The following is a 17,823-nucleotide window of genomic DNA, read 5'->3' as shown; positions in this document are numbered from 1 at the left end:
CCGGTCGAGCCGGGAGGGCGTTCGCCCTGGGTCAAGGACCTTTCGACCCGGAAGATCTGAATCGGAATCCGGAACGGCGGGCTGCGTCGCCCCCCGGCCAAATGATCAGATTTCTACGCTTCTGAGTGAGCGTCTACAGGACTCGGCGCTCCTGATCCTCTCCATCTGAACGCAACAGGGGGACGCTCCTGGGCGCAACACGAACGCAATATGGGGTATTGCGTTCGTGTTGCGCCCAGGAGCGTCCCCTGTTGCGTTCAGAGGAGGCGGATGGTGATCTTGGCTTCCGCCAGGTCATGGCTGGTACCGCGCAGGAAAGCGCGCTCTTCGGCGCTTCCGAAGCGGGGGAAGTAGGGGCCGCGTTCGACGCGGAAGTCGATTCCCTGCGGTAGAACGATCTCCAGCGTCCGACCCGAAGCCAACGGGATCCTTGCAAGGCCGTCTTTCAGATCGGGCTCGAGGCCCGGGCCCAGGGGAAAGTGGAAGCGGGCTTCCCGGGGCGGGCGGTCGAAACGGTCAAGGATGGTCAAGCCGTTCGCGTCGAGTTCGAAACAGCGGGTGTGAAGAATCTCTGGTGTATTCCAGCCGGCGCAGACGGCGTCGATTCGGCGCCCAGCTTCGAAACGGGGGATCGCCACGTCCGGCCGGCCACCGATGCGATGGGCTGCCCACAGCTCGGCCTGTTCCTGGCCTTCGATCTCGACAGTGGCATGGGAGCCGGTGGCGCGAGCAGCGTCTCGGCGCTCTCCGGGCACGTACTCGCAGACACCCGTGTCGGTGATGACGCGCTCGCTACCAACGCAAAGCTCGAAGTGCAGAGCATCGCAATGAGCATGCCCGGGCTGAAATGCCGGCGCCGGAAGCGATGCGCTGACGATCAGGGTGAAGGGGTCGATATCGAGCCGAGCAAAACCGGCCTGCATCAGGCGTCCGGCGGGTTCCGGCGCATGTCGGGTGAGCCCGAGGGCCTCGCCGTAGGCTTGCAAGGACGCGGGCGTGGAAGCGATCTCGAAGGCCGAATCCCCGAACAGGGCGACCTCTCCATCGGGCAGGGTGTAGAAGGCGAGCGCTCCGAGCATACGCTCTGCCACGGCGCGGAGGCCGCGAACGACCGCTGAGGGAAGACGCCCTTCCCTGCTCTCGGAGACGTTCAGCAGATCCAAGAGATTTTCGAGCAACAACGCGTGATAGCTTGGGCTTCGCTCGAAGTGCGCGCCGTCGGCAGGTACCTGCTCGCCAAGCTCCGCGACCAGACGATCTGCCAGACCGCACCAGCGCTCGGACTCGGCCCCTTCCAGTAGCACCCCGCCAAACACCAGCGCGAGCAGGTTCCACAGGTAGTGATTCGCCAGGATCTGGGTCTCCTGTCGATCACTCAAGGTGGCCAGCTGGTCGGCGAGTGACGCAGCGAAGATCTCGTGGCCCGACGCCACCGCACCCGGTGTCGCCAGCGCCTTGCCCCAAGCGAAGGTCCGCAAGCTGATCGGATGGGGCGCCCAACCGACACCATCGGGATGCGACGTGCGCCACGCTTCCATTGCCTGTTGGCGCTCCTCGGAGGTGAGCGCCGGATGCCGGACCCAATCGAACTGATGGAGATGGTACGCCCAGAGCGGTCCCTCCGACGCGGTCTCCCAATCGATCGGGCCAGACCAACGGGCTTCTCGGCCGATCAGCGTCAACGCGTCGAGTCCGCGCACACCGATATGAGCCGGCGGAGGCAGGAACGGCTTGGCGGGCGAAGTCACCGCGAGTGAGGCCTTCGGCCCGTTCGCCCGCCGCGGTTTCGAAGTGGGAAGCAGCGCACGGCGCATCTGACCGGTCCATTGGGACGGGCGCAGGTACCAGAGCGTGCGTAGTAGCCGGGGAATTTCACGGGGCGTCATCGAGCGTCTCTCTCCTGCTGAGCCATGGCATAGATCTCACGTTTCGGGACGGCGGCGCTCGGCGCGAGATCGGCTGCCACCTGTTTGGGGGAATCGCCACGTTTCACGGCGGCCTTCACCGCACGGCGCAGCGCGGCACCGTCCAGTGCGGGCAACGGCTCGGCGCCGGCGACCACCAGGGTCACCTCGCCGCGCGTCCCCTCGGCGAAGCGGGCCGCCAGCGCCTCCAGGCTTCCACGCGCCAGCTCTTCGTGAATCTTGGTGAGCTCCCGGGCCAGGCAGGCAGGGCGATCGCCCAGCGCCTCGGCCAGTTCGCTGAGCGTGCGAGCCACACGCCGAGGCGATTCGAAGAAGACGAGGGTCTCCGGGCGATCTGCCAGGCCACGGAGACGCGCCTGTCGCTCGCCCGTCTTGCGCGGCAGGAAGCCAACGAAGAGAAAGGGCGTCGTTTCGAGCCCGGAAGCCACCAACGCGGCCAGCACGGCCGAAGGTCCGGGAATCGGCACGACGTCATGCCCCGCCTCGGCCACGGCCGCCACCAGCCGCTCGCCTGGATCGGAGACAAGCGGTGTTCCGGCATCGGAGACGAGGGCGACGCTGCCCCCCTCGTCGAGGGCCTCCAACACCTCGGCCACCCGCGCCCGCTCGTTATGGGCGTGGAGCGAACGCGGCCGCGTTCCGATGCCGTGATGGTCCAGCAGTACACGGGTGTGCCGTGTGTCCTCGGCCAGGATGCCGGCGGCCTCGCGCAATACCCGCAGCGCGCGGACGGTCACGTCCTCGAGGTTTCCGATCGGAGTCGCGACGATGTACAGCGTTCCCATCGAACCCAGCCGTCGGCTACCTTTGCATCTCACCCGCCGGTCCCGTGGGAGCCTTCCCACGCCATGTCCGAGTCCAAGCCCCCGAACAGCCGGCCCGACCCTCGCCGCGCCCTCGGCGCTCTTGGGGAAGCGCGCGCGGCGGAGTACCTGGAGGCCGAAGGGTACCGAATCCTCGCCCGCAACGAACGCGCCGGAGGGGTCGAGTTGGATCTGGTGGTCGCCCGCGGGCCCCTGCTGGCCTTCGTCGAGGTCAAGACCCGGCGCAGCCTGCGCTACGGCCGGCCGGAAGAGGCCGTCGATGAGGCCAAGCAGGCTCGGCTGCGGCGTGGGGCGCTCGCCTGGATGCGCGAGCACCACCGGCGCGGCCGCATGCGTTTCGATGTGGTGGCGGTTTCAGCCGGCCCAGGAGACGACTGGATCGTGCATCACCTGCCCGGCGCCTTCGACGGAGGCGGTTGCTAGGGTCCGCCCGTGAACGAGCCTTCTACAGCACGCCGTGTCGACAAGCCCTGGGGCTTTGAGCTCATCTGGGCCCACACGGATCGGTACGTAGGAAAGATCCTGGTGATCGAAGCGGGCCAGCAGCTCTCGCTCCAGTACCACGAGCAGAAGGACGAGTCGATCTACGTCCTCTCTGGTCGGCTGCGTCTCGAACTCGAGAACGGCGCCGGCGAACTCGTGACGGAGGAACTCGGCCCGGGTGCCCACCGCCGCATCGTGACCGGCCGGCGCCATCGGTTCGGGGGCCTCGAGCGCACCGAGCTGATGGAAGTCTCGACCCCGGAACTCGACGATGTCGTGCGGATCGAGGACGACTACGGCCGCGAATAGCGAGAGAGAGGCAGAGACAGCGGGGACGTTCTTTCCGCAGTTTCCGTTACGGGCCAGCGGCGCAGAGCGCCGCCGGCCCGTAACGGAAACTGCGGAAAGAACGTCCCCGCTTCCGCTGGCGTGTTACTCCGACTTGGTTTCGGCCTCTTCGTTGCTCGCGGCTTCGTCCTCGGCCTCGGGCGGCGCCACCTCGAGCTCTTCGCCCTTTGCGGCGGCAGCTTCTTCGGCTGCTACGGCGGTTCCGCCGGCCTGGGCCTCGGCCTCCTCTTCGGAGATCAGGCCCGAGATATCTCGCAGCTTGGAGCGCAGACGCGCCTTCTTGCCGCGCAGCTCACGCAGGTAGTAGATGCGCGAGCGGCGCACGTGGCCGCGGCTCTTGATCTCGACCTTCTCGACCGAGGGCGACTCGACCGGGAAGATCCGTTCGACACCGACACCGTAGGAGATCTTTCGCACGGTGAAGGACGCAGAGGCTCCGCCCTTGCGGCGGCGCAACACGACGCCTTCGAACACCTGGGTGCGCTCCTTCTCGCCCTCGCGAATCTTCACGTGGACGCGGACGGTATCGCCCGTGCGGAAGGGGGGCAGATCCCGCCTGATGCTCTTGTGCTCGATCATGTCGACGGATTGCATGCTCAGTCTCCTCGCACCGCCCGGGAGTCTCCCTTCAGGAGATCCGGACGACGCTCTCGGGTTCGTTCCAGAGCCTTCTGCCCGCGCCAATGCTCGATCTTCGCGTGATCTCCCGAGCGAAGCACCTCGGGAACCTCTTGACCGCGAAACACCGCTGGACGCGTGAACTGGGGCCCTTCCAATTGTTCTGTCTGGAAACTCTCCGTGACCACCGAATCCGGATTGCCGAGAACGCCGGGGAGGAGACGGCTTACCGCCTCGATCACCGCCATCGCCGGGATTTCTCCGCCCGATAGCACGTAGTCTCCGATTGAAATCTCCTCGTCGACGGCAAGCTCGATGGCCCGCTGATCGACTCCTTCGTAGCGACCGCAGACGAGCACCAGATGGCTCGTCCCGGCCAGTTCTTCCGCACATCGCTGATCGAAGCGTCTGCCCTGAGGCGAGAGCAGCACGACCCGCGCCGTTCTCTCGTTTCCCTTCGCTCCTGCCAGCGCCTCGATCGCTTCCACCAGAGGTTCGGGCTTCATGACCATGCCCGGTCCGCCTCCGTAGGGCTCGTCGTCCACCTTCCGGTGGCGGTCGTGGGCCCAATCTCGAAGATCGTGGACCCGAACCTCGAAGAGCTCATTGGCGAGCGCTGCGCCGAGAATCGATGTGCTCGTGAATGTTTCGAAGAGCTCCGGGAAGATCGTCACGACATCGATCTCTTGGAGCATCATCTCTCCTTGGGTTTCAGTCTTCTTCCAGCAATCCCGGTCGGGTGGCCACCGTGAGGCGGCCTTCGGTCAGATCGATGTCGGTGAGGAACTCCCGGGCGGTTGGAATCAACTGACGGCGTCCCCGCTCGTCTCGGACCAGCATCACGTCATGGGCGCCGGTCTCCCAGATCTGCTGGACCCGGCCTACGACCTCGCCCGCTTCCGTGACGACTTCGCAGCCTATGAGCTGGTATCCGTAGAACTCGTCCCTGGGCAGTTCCGGCAAGGATTCCGCAGGCACCGTGACCAGACGACCCGAGAGCGCCGCTGCGGCATCCCGATCGGCCACACCGGCCAGCTTCAGCCTTACCTCACTCGAGCGTCCCGCTCCTCCTGTTTCAATTTCGTAGTGTCGAGGAGCGGGATCTTCCGCACCTCGCTCGGGGTCGGCGAGAGCGATCTCACCGGCCTCGAGCAGATTCTCGGGGCCATCGCCGTAGACGCGAACCCGGATCTCGCCCGAAAGGCCGTGGGCACCGATCACGTGTCCGAGAACGACGCGACGATGTCGACCCTTGGAATGTCGGTCTGTTCCTCCGACTGCGTTCAGTCGACGATCTCGAGGCGAATGCGGCCCCCTTCACGGGAAGCGCCGAGCACCGCGCGCATCGCCTTGGCGACACGGCCCTGGCGACCGATCACGCGGCCACGATCGTCATCCGCCGTCTCGAGTTCGAGCATCTTGCCGCCTTCGGTCTCGACCACGTTGACGGCTTCACCGTCGTCGACGATCGCCTTGGCGATGTACTCGATCAGTTCCTGGGGCTTGCTCATGATGCGGCTCCTTCAACGGCGGGCGCGGGTGCCTGCTTTCGCTGGCGCTTGATCAAGCCCTTCACCGCAGGCGCAAGCTGTGCGCCCTTGCTGACCCAGGCCGCAATGCCTTCGTGATCGAGCTTGATCTCCACTGGCTCGACCATCGGGTTGTACGTGCCCAGGAACTGGAGGGCGCGACCATCGCGTTTGTCGCGATGATCGATCGCGATCACTCGGTAGTAGGGGCGCTTCTTGGCGCCGGCGCGCGTAAGACGGATCTTGACCATGACTCTCCCTGGGGTCCGTCGCGGAATGAGGCGGCGGTTCCGGTGGAAAACGGGGCCGTCGTCGTGACTTGCGAGGGCTGAAATTCCTTGGGAAATCGGCGCCCTAGAAGCCAGAACAGCGGGCGGGGAAGCTAGACGACCCCGTGCCGTGGGTCAACGCTGCCGGGAGCCGGATCAGCGTTGGCGCGGCGGCACCCCGCGACGCTCCTGCTCCTTCCGATCCGAGCACGACGGGCAGGCGTATTGCTCCCTGTGGGGAGTTCGCAGGCGCTCGTACTCCTCGTCGAGGGCGACGCGACGCACGCTGGCGGCCTCTTCGCCGCAGAAATCGCAGCTCAGGCCAGAAGAAGAAGATCGAGCAGAATCGGGGGTTTCCGGACTCACGGCCGGTCAGTCTATCGCACTCGGAAGCGGAGGTCCGTGGGGGCACCCTCCCCCATGGCATCGGCCAGGGAACGGAGGATCTCTGCCCGCCGCATCTGGAGGTGCTGGGCCCAGACACTCGAATCCACGGCGACCTCCAGGACTCCGAGCCGGAGATCCACCGGCTCACAGTGCTCGGCCGCGTCCCCCAAGGCCTGGTCCCAGGCGTCGAAGAGAGCGAAGGCGGGCGCCGCACCGGTATGGCCGAGATCGGCGAGCACCCGGCCGACCATGCCTCCGACCCGCTTGGGGTCGCGCTTGGTCCGCCGACTCACTCGGCCTCGAGCTCCGGAACAGCAAGGCTCCGGAACAACAAGCCGGTCGGCAGCTTCGGATGAAAGAACGTCGATTTCTGGGGCAGCGTCTCACCCGCCTCGGTCACACGAAAGACGTCATCCGGCGAGAGCGGATTCAGGTAAAGCGCCACACGGCCGCGACCTTCGCGCACATCCTTCGCCGTCTGCGCCGCGGATTTCGGAAAGGCGACGGCGCCACTCCGTACGGCTTCCGCATCGAGGCCGAAGACACGTGCCAGCACTTCGTCGTGGATCACCCTCACCGAGAGTTCGGCCTCTGCCGGACGCGACCAGATGACGAGCTTCCCGCTTGCATCATCGGCGGCGAACGCATAACAATCGGTGAGCGGAGCAAGATGGGTCTCCAGCGCCTCGGGAATGGCGGCCCGGTCGCTGACCTGGATTTCCTTGCTCGCCCAGCCCGCATCGGAAAGCACCTGCCAGGCGTCGCCCTGCGGCGAAGGCGGCGCCACGACGAGTCGATGGATCGGCAGCAGCAAGCTACCCGGAGCGTAGGCGTTGGCGAAGTACGTCATCAGACGCGCGCAAGGGGCGTCGACAGGCTTGCCCGCCGCTCGCTGCTCGTCCCGATAGGCGAGTGCCGTCTCGTAACGGTGGTGCCCATCGGCGATGACGACCGGACGCTCGGCCATGAAGGCACTCACCCGGGCCACGGCTCCGGGGTCGCGGAGAGGCACGATCGTCTGCTCGACCCCCCCGTCATCCCGAACCGTCAACGCAGCGGGGTCGCGCAGAGCCGACTCGAAGATCGGCTGCAGCTTGTCGTCGCGATCTTCGTACAGCATGAACACCGAGGAAAGATTCGTCTCGGTCGCGCGCAGGATCTTCAAGCGGTCCGCCTTGGGTCCGGCGAGCGTTCGCTCGTGAGGGCGAACGATTCGCGCAGCGTAATCCTCGAGGGCAAGAGCGCCGAAGAAGCCCAGTCGCTCCAGCGTACGGCCATCCGGTGCCGTGAAGCGCTGACGCAGCACGTAGTAGGCGGGCGTTTCGTCGCGGGCCAGGACGCCCTCTTCCCGCCACTTCGCGAGCGTGTCTGCCACGTCGCTGTAGTCGGTGGCACGCTCGTCCGCGGCATCGCGCGTCAACACCAGGCGCAAGGCGTTGTTCGGATGGCGATCCCAATAGGTGGCGCGATCTTCGGCTGCGACGACGTCGTAGACCGGAGCGATCACGTCTTCGAGGGCAACACGGCTGGTGTCATAGCGAAGGGCGCAAAAAGGTTGAACGTCGGTCATGAGGCCTGTGCGGTGCTCCTGGGGACGAGGGCGGCTTCGAGTCGTGAGCGGGGGATCGCTGCCTCCCTCAGGATCTTGGGCGGGCTGGCGCTGCAATCGACGACGCTGCTGGGCGGGCCCCCGCCACACTCAGCGCCCTGGAGCAGGGCGGGACTTCCAATGCCCCGGCAGAGGGAGCGAGCCTCCTGGCGGGTCCCGACGGCAACCTGGCCGCTGCGGTTCAAGCTCGTCGCCGTTACGGGGCCCGCGCCAAGCTCTGCCATTTCGGCAGCCAACGCCTGGGCGTCCGGGTGGGGACTGCAGCGCACGCCGAGGGTCTCGCGTTCGCTGACGACGCATGGGGCGAATCGCTGGGCGGGCCGGGCACCGAGCGGGAGAACCAGCGTGAGGGGGCCCGGCCAGAAAGCTGTGGCCAGACGAGCAGCTTCCGGAGCCAACTCGATGCCAAGGCCCGCCAGCGCATGTGTGTCCTCGACGAGCACGGAAAGCGGCTGGCCGGTCGGCCTTGCCTTCCAACGGAGAAGCGCGGCAACACCACGCTCGGAGGTCGCGTCGGCGGCGAGGCCCCAACTCGTTTCCGTGGGAAACGCGACCAACGCCCCCTCGGCCAGTCGCCTGGCCGCCTCGGGGACGGAGAATTCGGCGACGGCATCCAAGGCTCAGCCACCCTCGGCTCGTGCGGCGATGTCTTCTCGTCGCTGCAAACCCTCGAACTGGATCTCATCGGCCGCCGCATAGGCGCGCGCCCGGGCGCTGGCCACATCCGGGCCGCGTGCCGTCACGCCGAGGACCCGGCCGCCGCTCGTCACGAAGCCGTCGCCTTGCCGACGAGTGCCGGCGTGAAACACAGCCACGCCCTCGTGGGCTTCGGCGGCGGCCAGGCCCGTGATCGGCTTGCCGGTTTCGTAGCTCCGCGGGTAGCCGCCCGAGGCGAGCACGATGCAGACCGCCGCATCCTCGGTCGCCACCGTCTGAGGCGAGAGGTTTCCGGTAGCAGCGCCGTGCAGGAGCGGGACCAGATCACCGCTCATCTGTGCGAACAGAACCTGGGTTTCCGGATCGCCGAAGCGCACATTGAATTCGATGACCCGCGGCGTTCCCTCGTTATCGATCATCAACCCCACGAAGAGGACGCCGCTGAAGGGCGTGCCCTCGGCACGCATTCCGCGCAGGGTCGGATGCACGATCTCTTCGAGGACACGTTTTTCGACGGCCTCGTTGACCACCGGTGCCGGCACGTAGGCACCCATTCCGCCGGTATTCTCGCCGCGATCGCCGTCGAGGGCTCGCTTGTGATCCTGGGCCGCGGCGAGGGTGACGACCTGCTCGCCATCGGAGATGGCGTAGTAGGATGCCTCCTCCCCGACCAGCCGTTCCTCGATCAACACCTGGTCTCCAGCGGATCCGAAGCGTCGATCCGCGAGGATCTCCCGCAGGGCCGCCTCGGCATCTTCGGGCCCGTCGCAGACGGCGACGCCCTTGCCCGCAGCCAGGCCGTCGGCCTTCACGACGCACGGCCCGCCGTCTTCTTTCACCGCGGCGATCGCGCTCTCGAGATCGGTGAACGCCCGAAAACGGGGCTGGGGAATGCCATGCCGCGCCATGAACTCGCGGGCGAAGTTCTTGCTGCCCTCGAGCTGCGCGGCTGCCGCCGACGGCCCGAAGACCGCGAGCCCCGCCTCGCGCAGCCGGTCGGCCACACCCTCCGCCAGCGGATCCTCCGGCCCGATCACCACCAGCTCGATCTCGTTCTCCCGCGCGATGCGGATCAGCCCCTCCGCATCCCCCGCTGCCACGTCGGGCACGAGGGTCGCATTGGTGGCCATCCCGTCGTTTCCGGGCGCGGCGAACACCCGCTCGACGAGCGGACTTCGAGCGATCTTCCAGACCAGCGCGTGCTCACGCCCACCGGAGCCTGCAACCAGAACCCGCATGAGGCCTCCGAAGGTAGGTACGTTTGGGAGGGAAACCGTCGGAACGACGGAGGTTTACCGGCGCAGCCCAGCCCCGTCAAATCAAGAAGTCAACAGCGGGGACGGGGTTTACAATTGACTTTTCGGAAGGGGGCTCTGCCCCCTTCCGAAAAGTCAATTGTAAACCCCGTCCCCGCTGTTGACTTCATCCGTGGATGGGGCCGTGGGCGCTGCCGGAGAGGAACTGGCGGACGACTCCGTTGGCGGAGTTCTTCATGGCGTCCGGCGTGCCGCTCTCGATGACCTCTCCCTGGTAGAGCATGGCCAGGTGGTCGGCGATCCGGAATGCCGCGCCGATATCGTGGGTGATGCAGACGACGGTCACGCCCAGGCGGTCGCGCATCTGGAGGATCAGCTCGTTGATCGTGTCGGCCATGATCGGATCGAGGCCGGTGGTCGGCTCGTCCACGAGCAGCAGCCGCGGGTGATGCGCGATGGCCCGAGCCAGGGCCACACGCTTCCGCATGCCACCGGAAAGCTGGCTGGGGTAGAGATCCTCGACGTTCTTGAGGCCCACCATCAGCAGATTCTCGCGGACCACATCACGGATCTCGCTGCCAGCCAGGCCGCGGTTGTAGCGGAGAGCGAAGCCGACATTCTCTTCGACGGTCATCGAATCGAAGAGCGCGCCGAACTGAAAGAGCATGCCCACCTGCATCATCAGGTCGCGAACCTCGCGCCGTCCGAGATCGTGCACCTCCCGGCCGAGCAGCCGGGCGGAGCCACCGTCGTAGGATTCCAGCCCGAGCAGGATCCGCAGCAGGGTCGACTTGCCGCATCCGCTTCCGCCGACCACCACGGTGATCTCACCTGGGCGCGCCACGAGATCGACTCCCTTCAGCACGTCACGGTCGTCGAAGGCCTTGGTCACGCCTTCCAGCACGGCCATTTCTTGGTTGGCGGCGGAAGGCGCAGGAGCTGCGAGGGGCGGGGACACGGACCGACCTTAGCGCGCTCTCGGCGCCGCCCTACCCCAGGCGACGAGGAACGCGCGAACTCACCCGCACGAGCAGCTCGTAGGCATGGCTCTTCGCCGCTCTGGCGACGTCTTCGACCGGCAACATCGCACCCTCTTCCCCAGGCTCCCGCCCGAAGAGAACGACCGGATCTCCAATCTTCGCGCCGGAACTCCCGACATCGAGCGTCACCAGATCCATCGATACGCGGCCGGCGAAGGGCACGAGGCGCCCTCCCACGAGCGCGCTCCCGCCCCCCTCGAAGCTCCAAGGCACGCCATCGGCATAGCCCAGGGGCACGGTTGCGATACGCGTCGGCTCGGCAGCGCGCCACATCGCCCCGTAGCCGACCGGTTCCCCTGCAGCGAGTTCGCGCACGCTGACGATCTCGCTCCGCAGGCTCATCACCGGCCGCAGCGTCGCCCGCTCGCGGAGGTGTTCGGCCGGCAGCGCTCCGTACAACATCAGCCCGGGCCGTACCGCGTTCACCGCCGCCGGCATCGCGGATTCCAGATCGGCTCCAGCCAGGAGCCCCGCGGAATTCGCGACGTGCACCCGGCGCGGCTCGATCCGCCGTTCTCGCGCTTCGGCCAGCAATGCATCGAAACGGTGCAGCTGTTCGAGGCTCGGCTCGAGATCGGCTTCGTCCGCCCGCGCCAGATGGGTGTAGACACCCTCCAACACCAGGACGTCCGAGCCCGCCACTTCTTCCAGAACGCCGAGCGCGTCCGCCGGCGCGACGCCCATGCGAGCCATCCCGGTGTCCACCTCGACCTGGACCGGCAATACCCGTTCCAGGCCCCGAGCCGCCTGCACGAGCCAGCGGATCTGGCTCGCCTGATGCACCACGGGCACGAGACGCTGGGCGCCGGCTTCGCTGGCCTCCTCCGCGTCGTGGATCCCGCCCAGAACGAGAACGGGCAGCGCGATCCCGGCGGCACGAAGTTCGGCGCCTTCCACGACGGTGGCCACGGCAAGCTCCTGGCAACCCGCCTCGGCCAGACAGCGGGCGACCGCCACCGCTCCGTGGCCGTAGCCATCGGCCTTGACCACCCCGATGACCGTCCGGCCCGCCGCCAACCGGCGTGCCTCGGCAAAATTGCCTGCCAACGCGTCGAGATCGATGGCAGCATGCGTCGGGCGCGCGCCCGCCAATGCGTCTCCCCCTTGAGCCTGGCCGATTCCCCAACAGGACCGGCGCCGTCCCAAGGCTAACGGCTCTCCATGCGACAGGCCGGAGGCGAAGCGAAGGGGGATTGCATAGATTCGTGGGGGAGCGGACGACGATGAAGGCCCCCCTCGACATCCAGGTGAACGGAGAGCCGACCCAGGTGGCAGCCGGGGCGACGCTGGCCGACCTGATCGAAGAGCTGGCCCTCGGATGTCGCAAGATCGCGGTGGCCGTCAACCGTGACGTCGTCCCGCGATCGAACTTCTCGAAGCACAGCATCGAAGCGGCCGACCAGATCGAGATTCTCGAAGCGGTGGGCGGAGGCTAGAAGCATCATGGGCGAGTCCTACAACCTGGGCAGCCATACCTTCCACTCCCGATTGATCGTCGGGAGCGGCAAGTACGACTCCTTCCAGACCCAGCTCGACGCGACCGTGGCGAGCGGCGCCGAAATGATGACCGTCGCCCTGCGTCGGGTGGATCTCACGGCCCCGAAGAGCGAAAACCTGCTCTCCTACGTGCCCGAGGGCACGACGATCCTTCCCAACACCGCCGGCTGCTTCAACGTGGAAGACGCCGTGACCACCTGCCAGCTCGGCCGCGAACTGCTCGGCCACGGCCTCGTCAAGCTCGAAGTGATTGGCGACGAGCGCACACTCTTCCCGGACGTCCCGGCCACGATCGAAGCCGCGAAGATCCTGGTCGACGACGGATTCGAGGTGTTGCCTTACATCAGCGACGATCCGGTAGCGTGTCAACGCCTCGCAGCACTCGGCTGCGTTGCCGTGATGCCGCTCGCGGCGCCGATCGGCTCGGGGCTCGGCATCCGCAACCCGGCCAACCTTCGCATCATCCTGGAAACCGTCGAAGCGCCGGTCGTGGTGGATGCGGGCGTGGGCACCGCCAGCGATGCGGCCATCGCCATGGAGCTTGGCTGCACGGCGATCTTGATGAATACCGCCATCGCCGGCGCGAAGGAGCCCGTGCAGATGGCGCGGGCCATGCGCCTCGGCGTGGAAGCAGGACGCCTGGCCTACGAATCCGGCCGCATCTCACGCCGGCTCTACGCCACCGCGTCGAGCCCGCTCGATGGCCTCGCCAGCTTCTGAGACGCTCGACCCGCATGGCGGCTTGCGGGCCTCTCGAATGACCCGACCGATCCTATGCCTGGTGACCGATCGGAGCGGTTTCTCGTCGGTCGCGGCTGCCGTCCGCGGTGGCGTCGATTGGGTGCAACTCCGCGATCGCAGCCTGGAGCCGCGCGAACTGCTCGCCGCCCTGGCCGAGGCGCGGGCTGCTTGTGGCCAGACTCCCGTGCGCTGGCTCGTGAACCGCAGGGTCGATCTCGTCTGGGCCGCGGGCGCGGATGGCGTCCACCTCGGCTTCGACGGGATGGCGGCCGAGGACGCACGCTCGCTCCTCGGCAAGCAGGCGCTCATCGGAATCGCCTGCCACACGCCCGAAGAAGTCTGTGCCGCAGACACCGACCTCTCGTATGTGCACCTCGCGCCGATCCACCCGCCTCTCTCCAAGCCCGCGAGCCGTCCGCCGCTTGGGACGACAGCCCTGGAACGAGCCGCCGCTGCGGGGGTTCCGATTCTCGCGCAGGGCGGCGTCACGGCGGCGAATGCGCATCATTGCATCCAAGCGGGAGCCGCGGGTGTGGCGGTCACTGGCGAAATCCTGGCGGCAGCCGATCCTGAGCGGGCGGCGCGCGCATTGCGAGCAGCGCTGGACCACGACAAGGGGAGCGAATGACGAATCGGCGAGGTCCTGACGCTCGAGGCTTTCGAATGAATCCGGGCCTGGCGTGCATTGCAGCCCTGGCCTGGCTCCTGACGGTTCCGGCCGCAGCCCAGCAAGCCATCTCTCTCGAGGAGCGGATCGTCGCGGTCTCCGAAGCGGTCACCCCCTCCGTCGTGCACATCAGCTCCGTCGTCCGAGTGAACGATCGACGAAATGTGGTGACCGGCTCCGGCCTGATCGCCCGCGCCGACGGGCTGGTCCTCACCAACCAACATGTGGTCGACAAGGCCATCAAGGTCGAGGTCACCGTTCCGGGGCGAAAACGGCGCTACCCGGCGGAGATCGTCGGCACCGACCCCCAGACCGATCTCGCCGTCCTGCGCATCGCATCCGACCAGCCGTTCTCCGCGGCAACCTTCGGCAAGGTCGATGACGTGCGCGTCGGTCAATGGGTGCTCGCGATCGGCAACCCCTACGGCCTGGACGGCACCGTCTCCCTCGGCATCGTCTCCGCAAAGGGGCGCAACCTCGAGGTGCCCGGCCTCTTGAACGATTTCATCCAGACCGACGCCATGATCGATCGAGGCTCCTCCGGCGGCCCACTGGTCGATCTGGAAGGGCGCGTGGTCGGCTTGAACTCCCGCGGCCAGGGCCGGGGGATCGGTTTCACGATCCCGGTGGATACGGTGCTCCAGGTCATGGCCGAGCTGGAGAACGGCGGCGTCGAGCGCGGCTGGCTCGGCACCTCGATCCAGGCGGTCTCCCGCGAGTTGGCCAGCTACCTGGGCATGCCCGACGCCACCGGCGTGATCGTGAACGGCGTCTCCGAGGGCTCGCCGGCCGCGCGCGCAGGCTTGCGCGCGGGCGATGTGATGACGGGCTTTGGCGAGCAGGATGTGGATGCCGAAAAGGACGAAGACCTCGGGAAATTCCAGCGTCAGGTCGCCGCAACCGCGCCGGGCACCGAAGTGCGGCTCCAGATCCTGCGGGACGGTCGGTCTCGGGAGGTGAAGGTCACGATCGGCACCCAGCCGAAGGTGGAGCCCGAGGAAGAACAGACGGATCTCGGTTTCCATGTGCAGGAGATCACCGAGGGGCTCTACCGCAGCGAACGGCTACCGGTCCGCGAGGGTGTGTTCGTCGCTTTCGTGGCCCCGGGCTCCCCGGCGGCTCGCGCGAGCCTCTTCATCGGCGACGTCATCGTGGATATCGATGGTCACGAGATCGAGGATCTCGGCGATCTCCGCCGGGCGATCGCCCGCGCCGAAGATCAGCGGCGCGTGCTCCTCCGCGCGCGGCGAGGCAAGGATCTGCGCTTCCTGCTCCTGGACCGCGGCGCTCCGAGCTCGATGAGGGGCGAAGCCAAAGAGGCCGCGGGCCCGACCGCGGATTGACGCTAGGGAAGCAGACCCTTCAACAACGTCTCGCACTCGCTCGGCACCATGTAGCGCGGCACGGGGTAGTTCATGTGCGCTTCCCCGACGGCCTGCTTCGCGATGGCCGGCACGTCGGCTGTCTGAAGGGCGTCCAGCTTCGAAGGGATTTCGATGCTGGCAGAAAGCTCGCGCACCGCGGCAATGAAGGCCTCGGCTCGCTCACGCTCGGACGCCCCTTCGCCGCCTGTCCCGAGCCAATCGGCCATCATCGCCATCCGCGGCGCGGCCGTCTCAAGCGAGAACTCGAGCACGGAAGCCAGCGCGATCGCGTTCCCGAGCCCATGCGGGGTGCCGTAGAACGCTCCGAACGTGTGCGCGATCGCATGGACATAGCCGACGCTGGTTCGCGTGAAGGCGAGACCCGCGTAGAACGACGCCAAGGCCATCGCCTTGCGTGCTCCCAGGTCGTCGCCTTGCGCAAACGCCTTCGGCAGGTTCGGGAAGATCGTCTTGATCGCGGTCCGCGCCCAGGATTCGGTTTGTTGCGTCGCGGTCCGGGCCAGAACGGATTCGACCGCGTGGGTGAGCGCATCCATTCCGGTTGCCGCAGTGATATGCGGCGGCAGCCCGGTCATCAGCGTCGGATCCAGCGCCGCCATGGAGGGCAGGAGTTTTGGATCGAGGATGAACTTCTTCGCGTGGGTCTCCGGATCCGACACCACGGCAGCAAGCGTCGCCTCGGATCCCGTGCCCGCGGTGGTCGGCAGCGCGAAGAGCGGCAGGGTGGGCCGCCGCACCTTCATCGTGCCCTCGAGCTTCTGCACCGGGCCTGGGTTCGTGGCCGCCGCGGCGATCACCTTGGCCGTATCGATCGGCGAGCCACCGCCCACTGCGAGAATCGCGTCACAGCCCTTGGCCGAGAGCTGCGCCAGCCCCTCTTCGACCTGCGTCGTGGTCGGATCGGGCTGAACACCTGAAAAGACCGTGTAGGGCACGCCGGCTGCATCGAGCGCCGCCTCGACCCGGCCGACGATCCCGGCTGCGATGAGCCCCTCGTCGGTCACGATTCCGAGCTGCCGCGGTCCGGTCGCAGCAATGGCCTCACAGAGCTCGCTCGTGGCTTCGTTGCCGACGAACGTGACCGGCACACGATCGGGCAAGAACTTCGTAACGGCCTTTCCCAAGCCGACGACCCGGTCATGAGCGAATTTCTTCAAGACAGACACGTCGTGCTCCTCGGGCGTTGGAGCGCAGGAAGATGCCAACTCGCGGGAACCGCGGCCAAGGCGGCTATTCCTGGAGGTCGCCCGCGCCAGAAGCCGTCCGAAGGTGAAGAGCCCTGGGCCGTCGCCCCGTACGAGCTGCGAAGCCGCTCACGATCCGCTCCCTGACGTTCTCCACCTCTTCGGGCTGGACCAGGTGAAGGGAGCAGCCGCCCCAGCCGGCTCCCGTGAGCCGGGAGCCATAGACGGCCTCCTGATCGTCGGCGAGTTCACACAGCAGATCGAGCTCCGGGAGGCTCACCTCGAAATCGTCGCGCAGGCTCGCCTGGCCCGCGCGGAGAAGCTCGCCGACCTGGGACAAATCACTGTCGGCGAGCGCTCTGCAAACCCCATCGACCCGTGCGTTCTCTCGGACGACATGACGCGCCCGGCGGAAGACGGTCTCGGAAACATGCCCGGCAAGCTGCGGGAGCGCCTCTTCCGAGAGATCCCGAAGCGCTGTCGCGTCGGGCGCCACGAGCCCGGCCTCCCGGGCGGCGTCGAATGCGGCGCGGCACTCGGCCACGCGCTCCCGGTAGCCACCTTCCGCCAGCCGACGCTCCACTCCGGAATGGACGATCAACATGGAGACCGGCGTCTTCCCGACCGAGATCGGAGTGACTTCGGCGTCCCGGCAATCGATGCGCAGCACATGATCCGCCTGGCCGAGCGCGCTGGCGAAGGGATCGAGAATCCCGCAGCCCACACCAACGAAATGGCACTCGCCCGCATGGGCGGCCAACGCGAGTTCGCGCGGGCTCTGCGCCAGATCGAAGAGCCGGTCGAAGGCGAACGCGACCGCGACCCCAAGGGCTGCAGAGCTCGAAAGCCCGGCTTCCAGCGGCACCCGGGTATCGATCCAGAGGTCCGCGCCAGCCACGGCGGCCGAGCCGAGCCGCTTGCCCAGGGCACCGACCACACCTTGCACGTAGTCGATCCAACCGGCCTGCCGGCTCGGCGTGCGAGCGTCGAACTCGGCCTCGCCGAATGCGGCGCTGATGACCCGGACGCGGTGGCCCTGCGCTTTCGCTGCGAACACGGTCGTGTCCCGATCGACCGCGCAGGGAAGCACGAGGCCTTCCTCGCAATCCGTGTGCTCACCGATCCAGTTCACCCGCCCCGGCGCCCGCACGGCGTGGGTCGGCTTGCGGCCAAAGGCCTCGCGAAAAGCGAAATCTCCCTCCATCGGCGCCAAGGCTAGCTCTCGTGCGAGAAGCGGGGACGTTCTTTCCGCTGTTTCCGTTACGGGCCGGCGGTCGTGAACATCACGACCGAACAGGTCGCCCGGCGTCGGCGTTCGACCCCCTTTCGCGGCGACCCGTTCTTCGAGCGCTTCTTTCGCGACTTCTCCGAGCCGCGTCTGCGCCAACGCGCCCAGAGCCTCGG

At 67.2% G+C, this 17,823-nt stretch carries 22 protein-coding genes; 6 read left to right on the top strand and 16 right to left on the bottom strand.

Annotation, left to right across the window (positions count from 1 at the left end; genetic code table 11):
- Positions 1-257: 257 nt before the first annotated feature.
- Together GY937_00800 and rsmI are read right to left on the bottom strand one after the other, a co-directional pair.
- Positions 258-1,886 (bottom strand): hypothetical protein, encoded by a 1,629-nt coding sequence (locus GY937_00800; GenBank protein ID MCP5055243.1) that lies wholly within the window; start codon positions 1,884-1,886, stop codon positions 258-260.
- Positions 1,883-2,710, bottom strand: a complete 828-nt coding sequence (rsmI, locus tag GY937_00795) for a 16S rRNA (cytidine(1402)-2'-O)-methyltransferase (protein ID MCP5055242.1) — start codon at positions 2,708-2,710, stop codon at positions 1,883-1,885. Before rsmI ends, GY937_00800 begins: the two co-directional genes overlap by 4 nt.
- Positions 2,711-2,773: 63 nt before the next feature.
- Here rsmI and GY937_00790 point away from each other — a divergent pair, with 63 nt between their 5' ends.
- Together GY937_00790 and GY937_00785 are read left to right on the top strand one after the other, a co-directional pair.
- Positions 2,774-3,172 (top strand): YraN family protein, encoded by a 399-nt coding sequence (locus GY937_00790; protein MCP5055241.1) that lies wholly within the window; start codon positions 2,774-2,776, stop codon positions 3,170-3,172.
- Positions 3,173-3,181: 9 nt separating this feature from the next.
- Positions 3,182-3,541 (top strand): cupin domain-containing protein, encoded by a 360-nt coding sequence (locus tag GY937_00785; protein MCP5055240.1) that lies wholly within the window; start codon positions 3,182-3,184, stop codon positions 3,539-3,541.
- Positions 3,542-3,664: 123 nt separating this feature from the next.
- Here the strand turns inward: GY937_00785 and rplS are convergent, their stop codons facing one another.
- The 12 genes from rplS to alr all read right to left on the bottom strand — a co-directional run bounded on the left by rplS (position 3,665) and on the right by alr (position 12,037).
- On the bottom strand, positions 3,665-4,174 hold the full coding sequence (gene rplS / locus GY937_00780) for a 50S ribosomal protein L19 (protein ID MCP5055239.1): 510 nt from the start codon (positions 4,172-4,174) through the stop codon (positions 3,665-3,667).
- A 2-nt stretch (positions 4,175-4,176) separates the two neighbouring features.
- Positions 4,177-4,893 carry a tRNA (guanosine(37)-N1)-methyltransferase TrmD gene (gene trmD / locus GY937_00775; protein MCP5055238.1) on the bottom strand — a complete coding sequence of 239 codons (717 nt, stop codon included), beginning with the start codon at positions 4,891-4,893 and terminating at the stop codon, positions 4,177-4,179.
- A 16-nt stretch (positions 4,894-4,909) separates the two neighbouring features.
- Positions 4,910-5,419, bottom strand: a complete 510-nt coding sequence (rimM, locus tag GY937_00770; protein ID MCP5055237.1) for a 16S rRNA processing protein RimM — start codon at positions 5,417-5,419, stop codon at positions 4,910-4,912.
- Between the two features lie 62 nt (positions 5,420-5,481).
- Positions 5,482-5,709: a KH domain-containing protein gene (locus tag GY937_00765; protein MCP5055236.1), complete on the bottom strand. Its 228-nt coding sequence runs from the start codon at positions 5,707-5,709 to the stop codon at positions 5,482-5,484.
- Entirely contained in the window at positions 5,706-5,978 is a 273-nt protein-coding gene (gene rpsP / locus GY937_00760) for a 30S ribosomal protein S16 (GenBank protein ID MCP5055235.1), read from the bottom strand. The genes GY937_00765 and rpsP overlap by 4 nt, the downstream gene beginning before the upstream one ends.
- Before the next feature lie 174 nt (positions 5,979-6,152).
- Positions 6,153-6,362: a hypothetical protein gene (locus GY937_00755; GenBank protein ID MCP5055234.1), complete on the bottom strand. Its 210-nt coding sequence runs from the start codon at positions 6,360-6,362 to the stop codon at positions 6,153-6,155.
- A gap of 11 nt (positions 6,363-6,373) precedes the next feature.
- Positions 6,374-6,676 (bottom strand): DUF721 domain-containing protein, encoded by a 303-nt coding sequence (locus GY937_00750; protein MCP5055233.1) that lies wholly within the window; start codon positions 6,674-6,676, stop codon positions 6,374-6,376.
- Complete coding sequence (locus GY937_00745) at positions 6,673-7,953, bottom strand: DUF1015 domain-containing protein (protein ID MCP5055232.1); 1,281 nt, start codon at positions 7,951-7,953, stop codon at positions 6,673-6,675. Before GY937_00745 ends, GY937_00750 begins: the two co-directional genes overlap by 4 nt.
- Positions 7,950-8,609: an L-threonylcarbamoyladenylate synthase gene (locus GY937_00740; GenBank protein MCP5055231.1), complete on the bottom strand. Its 660-nt coding sequence runs from the start codon at positions 8,607-8,609 to the stop codon at positions 7,950-7,952. Before GY937_00740 ends, GY937_00745 begins: the two co-directional genes overlap by 4 nt.
- Positions 8,610-8,612: 3 nt before the next feature.
- The gene (purD, locus tag GY937_00735; GenBank protein ID MCP5055230.1) at positions 8,613-9,887 is read right to left on the bottom strand and encodes a phosphoribosylamine--glycine ligase; all 1,275 of its coding nucleotides are present in this window, start codon (positions 9,885-9,887) and stop codon (positions 8,613-8,615) included.
- 184 nt (positions 9,888-10,071) lie between these two features.
- Entirely contained in the window at positions 10,072-10,815 is a 744-nt protein-coding gene (locus tag GY937_00730) for an ATP-binding cassette domain-containing protein (GenBank protein MCP5055229.1), read from the bottom strand.
- A gap of 79 nt (positions 10,816-10,894) precedes the next feature.
- Positions 10,895-12,037 (bottom strand): alanine racemase, encoded by a 1,143-nt coding sequence (gene alr, locus GY937_00725; GenBank protein MCP5055228.1) that lies wholly within the window; start codon positions 12,035-12,037, stop codon positions 10,895-10,897.
- Between the two features lie 131 nt (positions 12,038-12,168).
- Here alr and thiS point away from each other — a divergent pair, with 131 nt between their 5' ends.
- The 4 genes from thiS to GY937_00705 are packed head-to-tail and all read left to right on the top strand — an operon-like array spanning position 12,169 to position 15,193.
- A complete protein-coding gene (thiS, locus tag GY937_00720) occupies positions 12,169-12,381 on the top strand; it encodes a sulfur carrier protein ThiS (GenBank protein ID MCP5055227.1) in 213 nt (70 codons plus the stop codon).
- A 7-nt stretch (positions 12,382-12,388) separates the two neighbouring features.
- Positions 12,389-13,162: a thiazole synthase gene (locus GY937_00715; GenBank protein ID MCP5055226.1), complete on the top strand. Its 774-nt coding sequence runs from the start codon at positions 12,389-12,391 to the stop codon at positions 13,160-13,162.
- Positions 13,163-13,199: 37 nt separating this feature from the next.
- Entirely contained in the window at positions 13,200-13,811 is a 612-nt protein-coding gene (locus GY937_00710; GenBank protein ID MCP5055225.1) for a thiamine phosphate synthase, read from the top strand.
- Entirely contained in the window at positions 13,808-15,193 is a 1,386-nt protein-coding gene (locus GY937_00705) for a PDZ domain-containing protein (protein ID MCP5055224.1), read from the top strand. Before GY937_00710 ends, GY937_00705 begins: the two co-directional genes overlap by 4 nt.
- Before the next feature lie 2 nt (positions 15,194-15,195).
- Here GY937_00705 and GY937_00700 read toward each other — a convergent pair whose 3' ends face one another.
- Both GY937_00700 and galK read right to left on the bottom strand, forming a co-directional pair.
- Entirely contained in the window at positions 15,196-16,359 is a 1,164-nt protein-coding gene (locus GY937_00700; protein ID MCP5055223.1) for an iron-containing alcohol dehydrogenase, read from the bottom strand.
- Between the two features lie 106 nt (positions 16,360-16,465).
- The coding region (gene galK / locus GY937_00695) for a galactokinase (GenBank protein MCP5055222.1) at positions 16,466-17,823 on the bottom strand (1,358 nt) is incomplete at its 5' end.

The organism is bacterium, from assembly GCA_024228115.1.
Lineage (GTDB): Bacteria > Myxococcota_A > UBA9160 > UBA9160 > UBA6930.
Note: the sequence above shows the minus strand (reverse complement) of the source record. Positions and strands in the feature narration are given on the sequence as shown.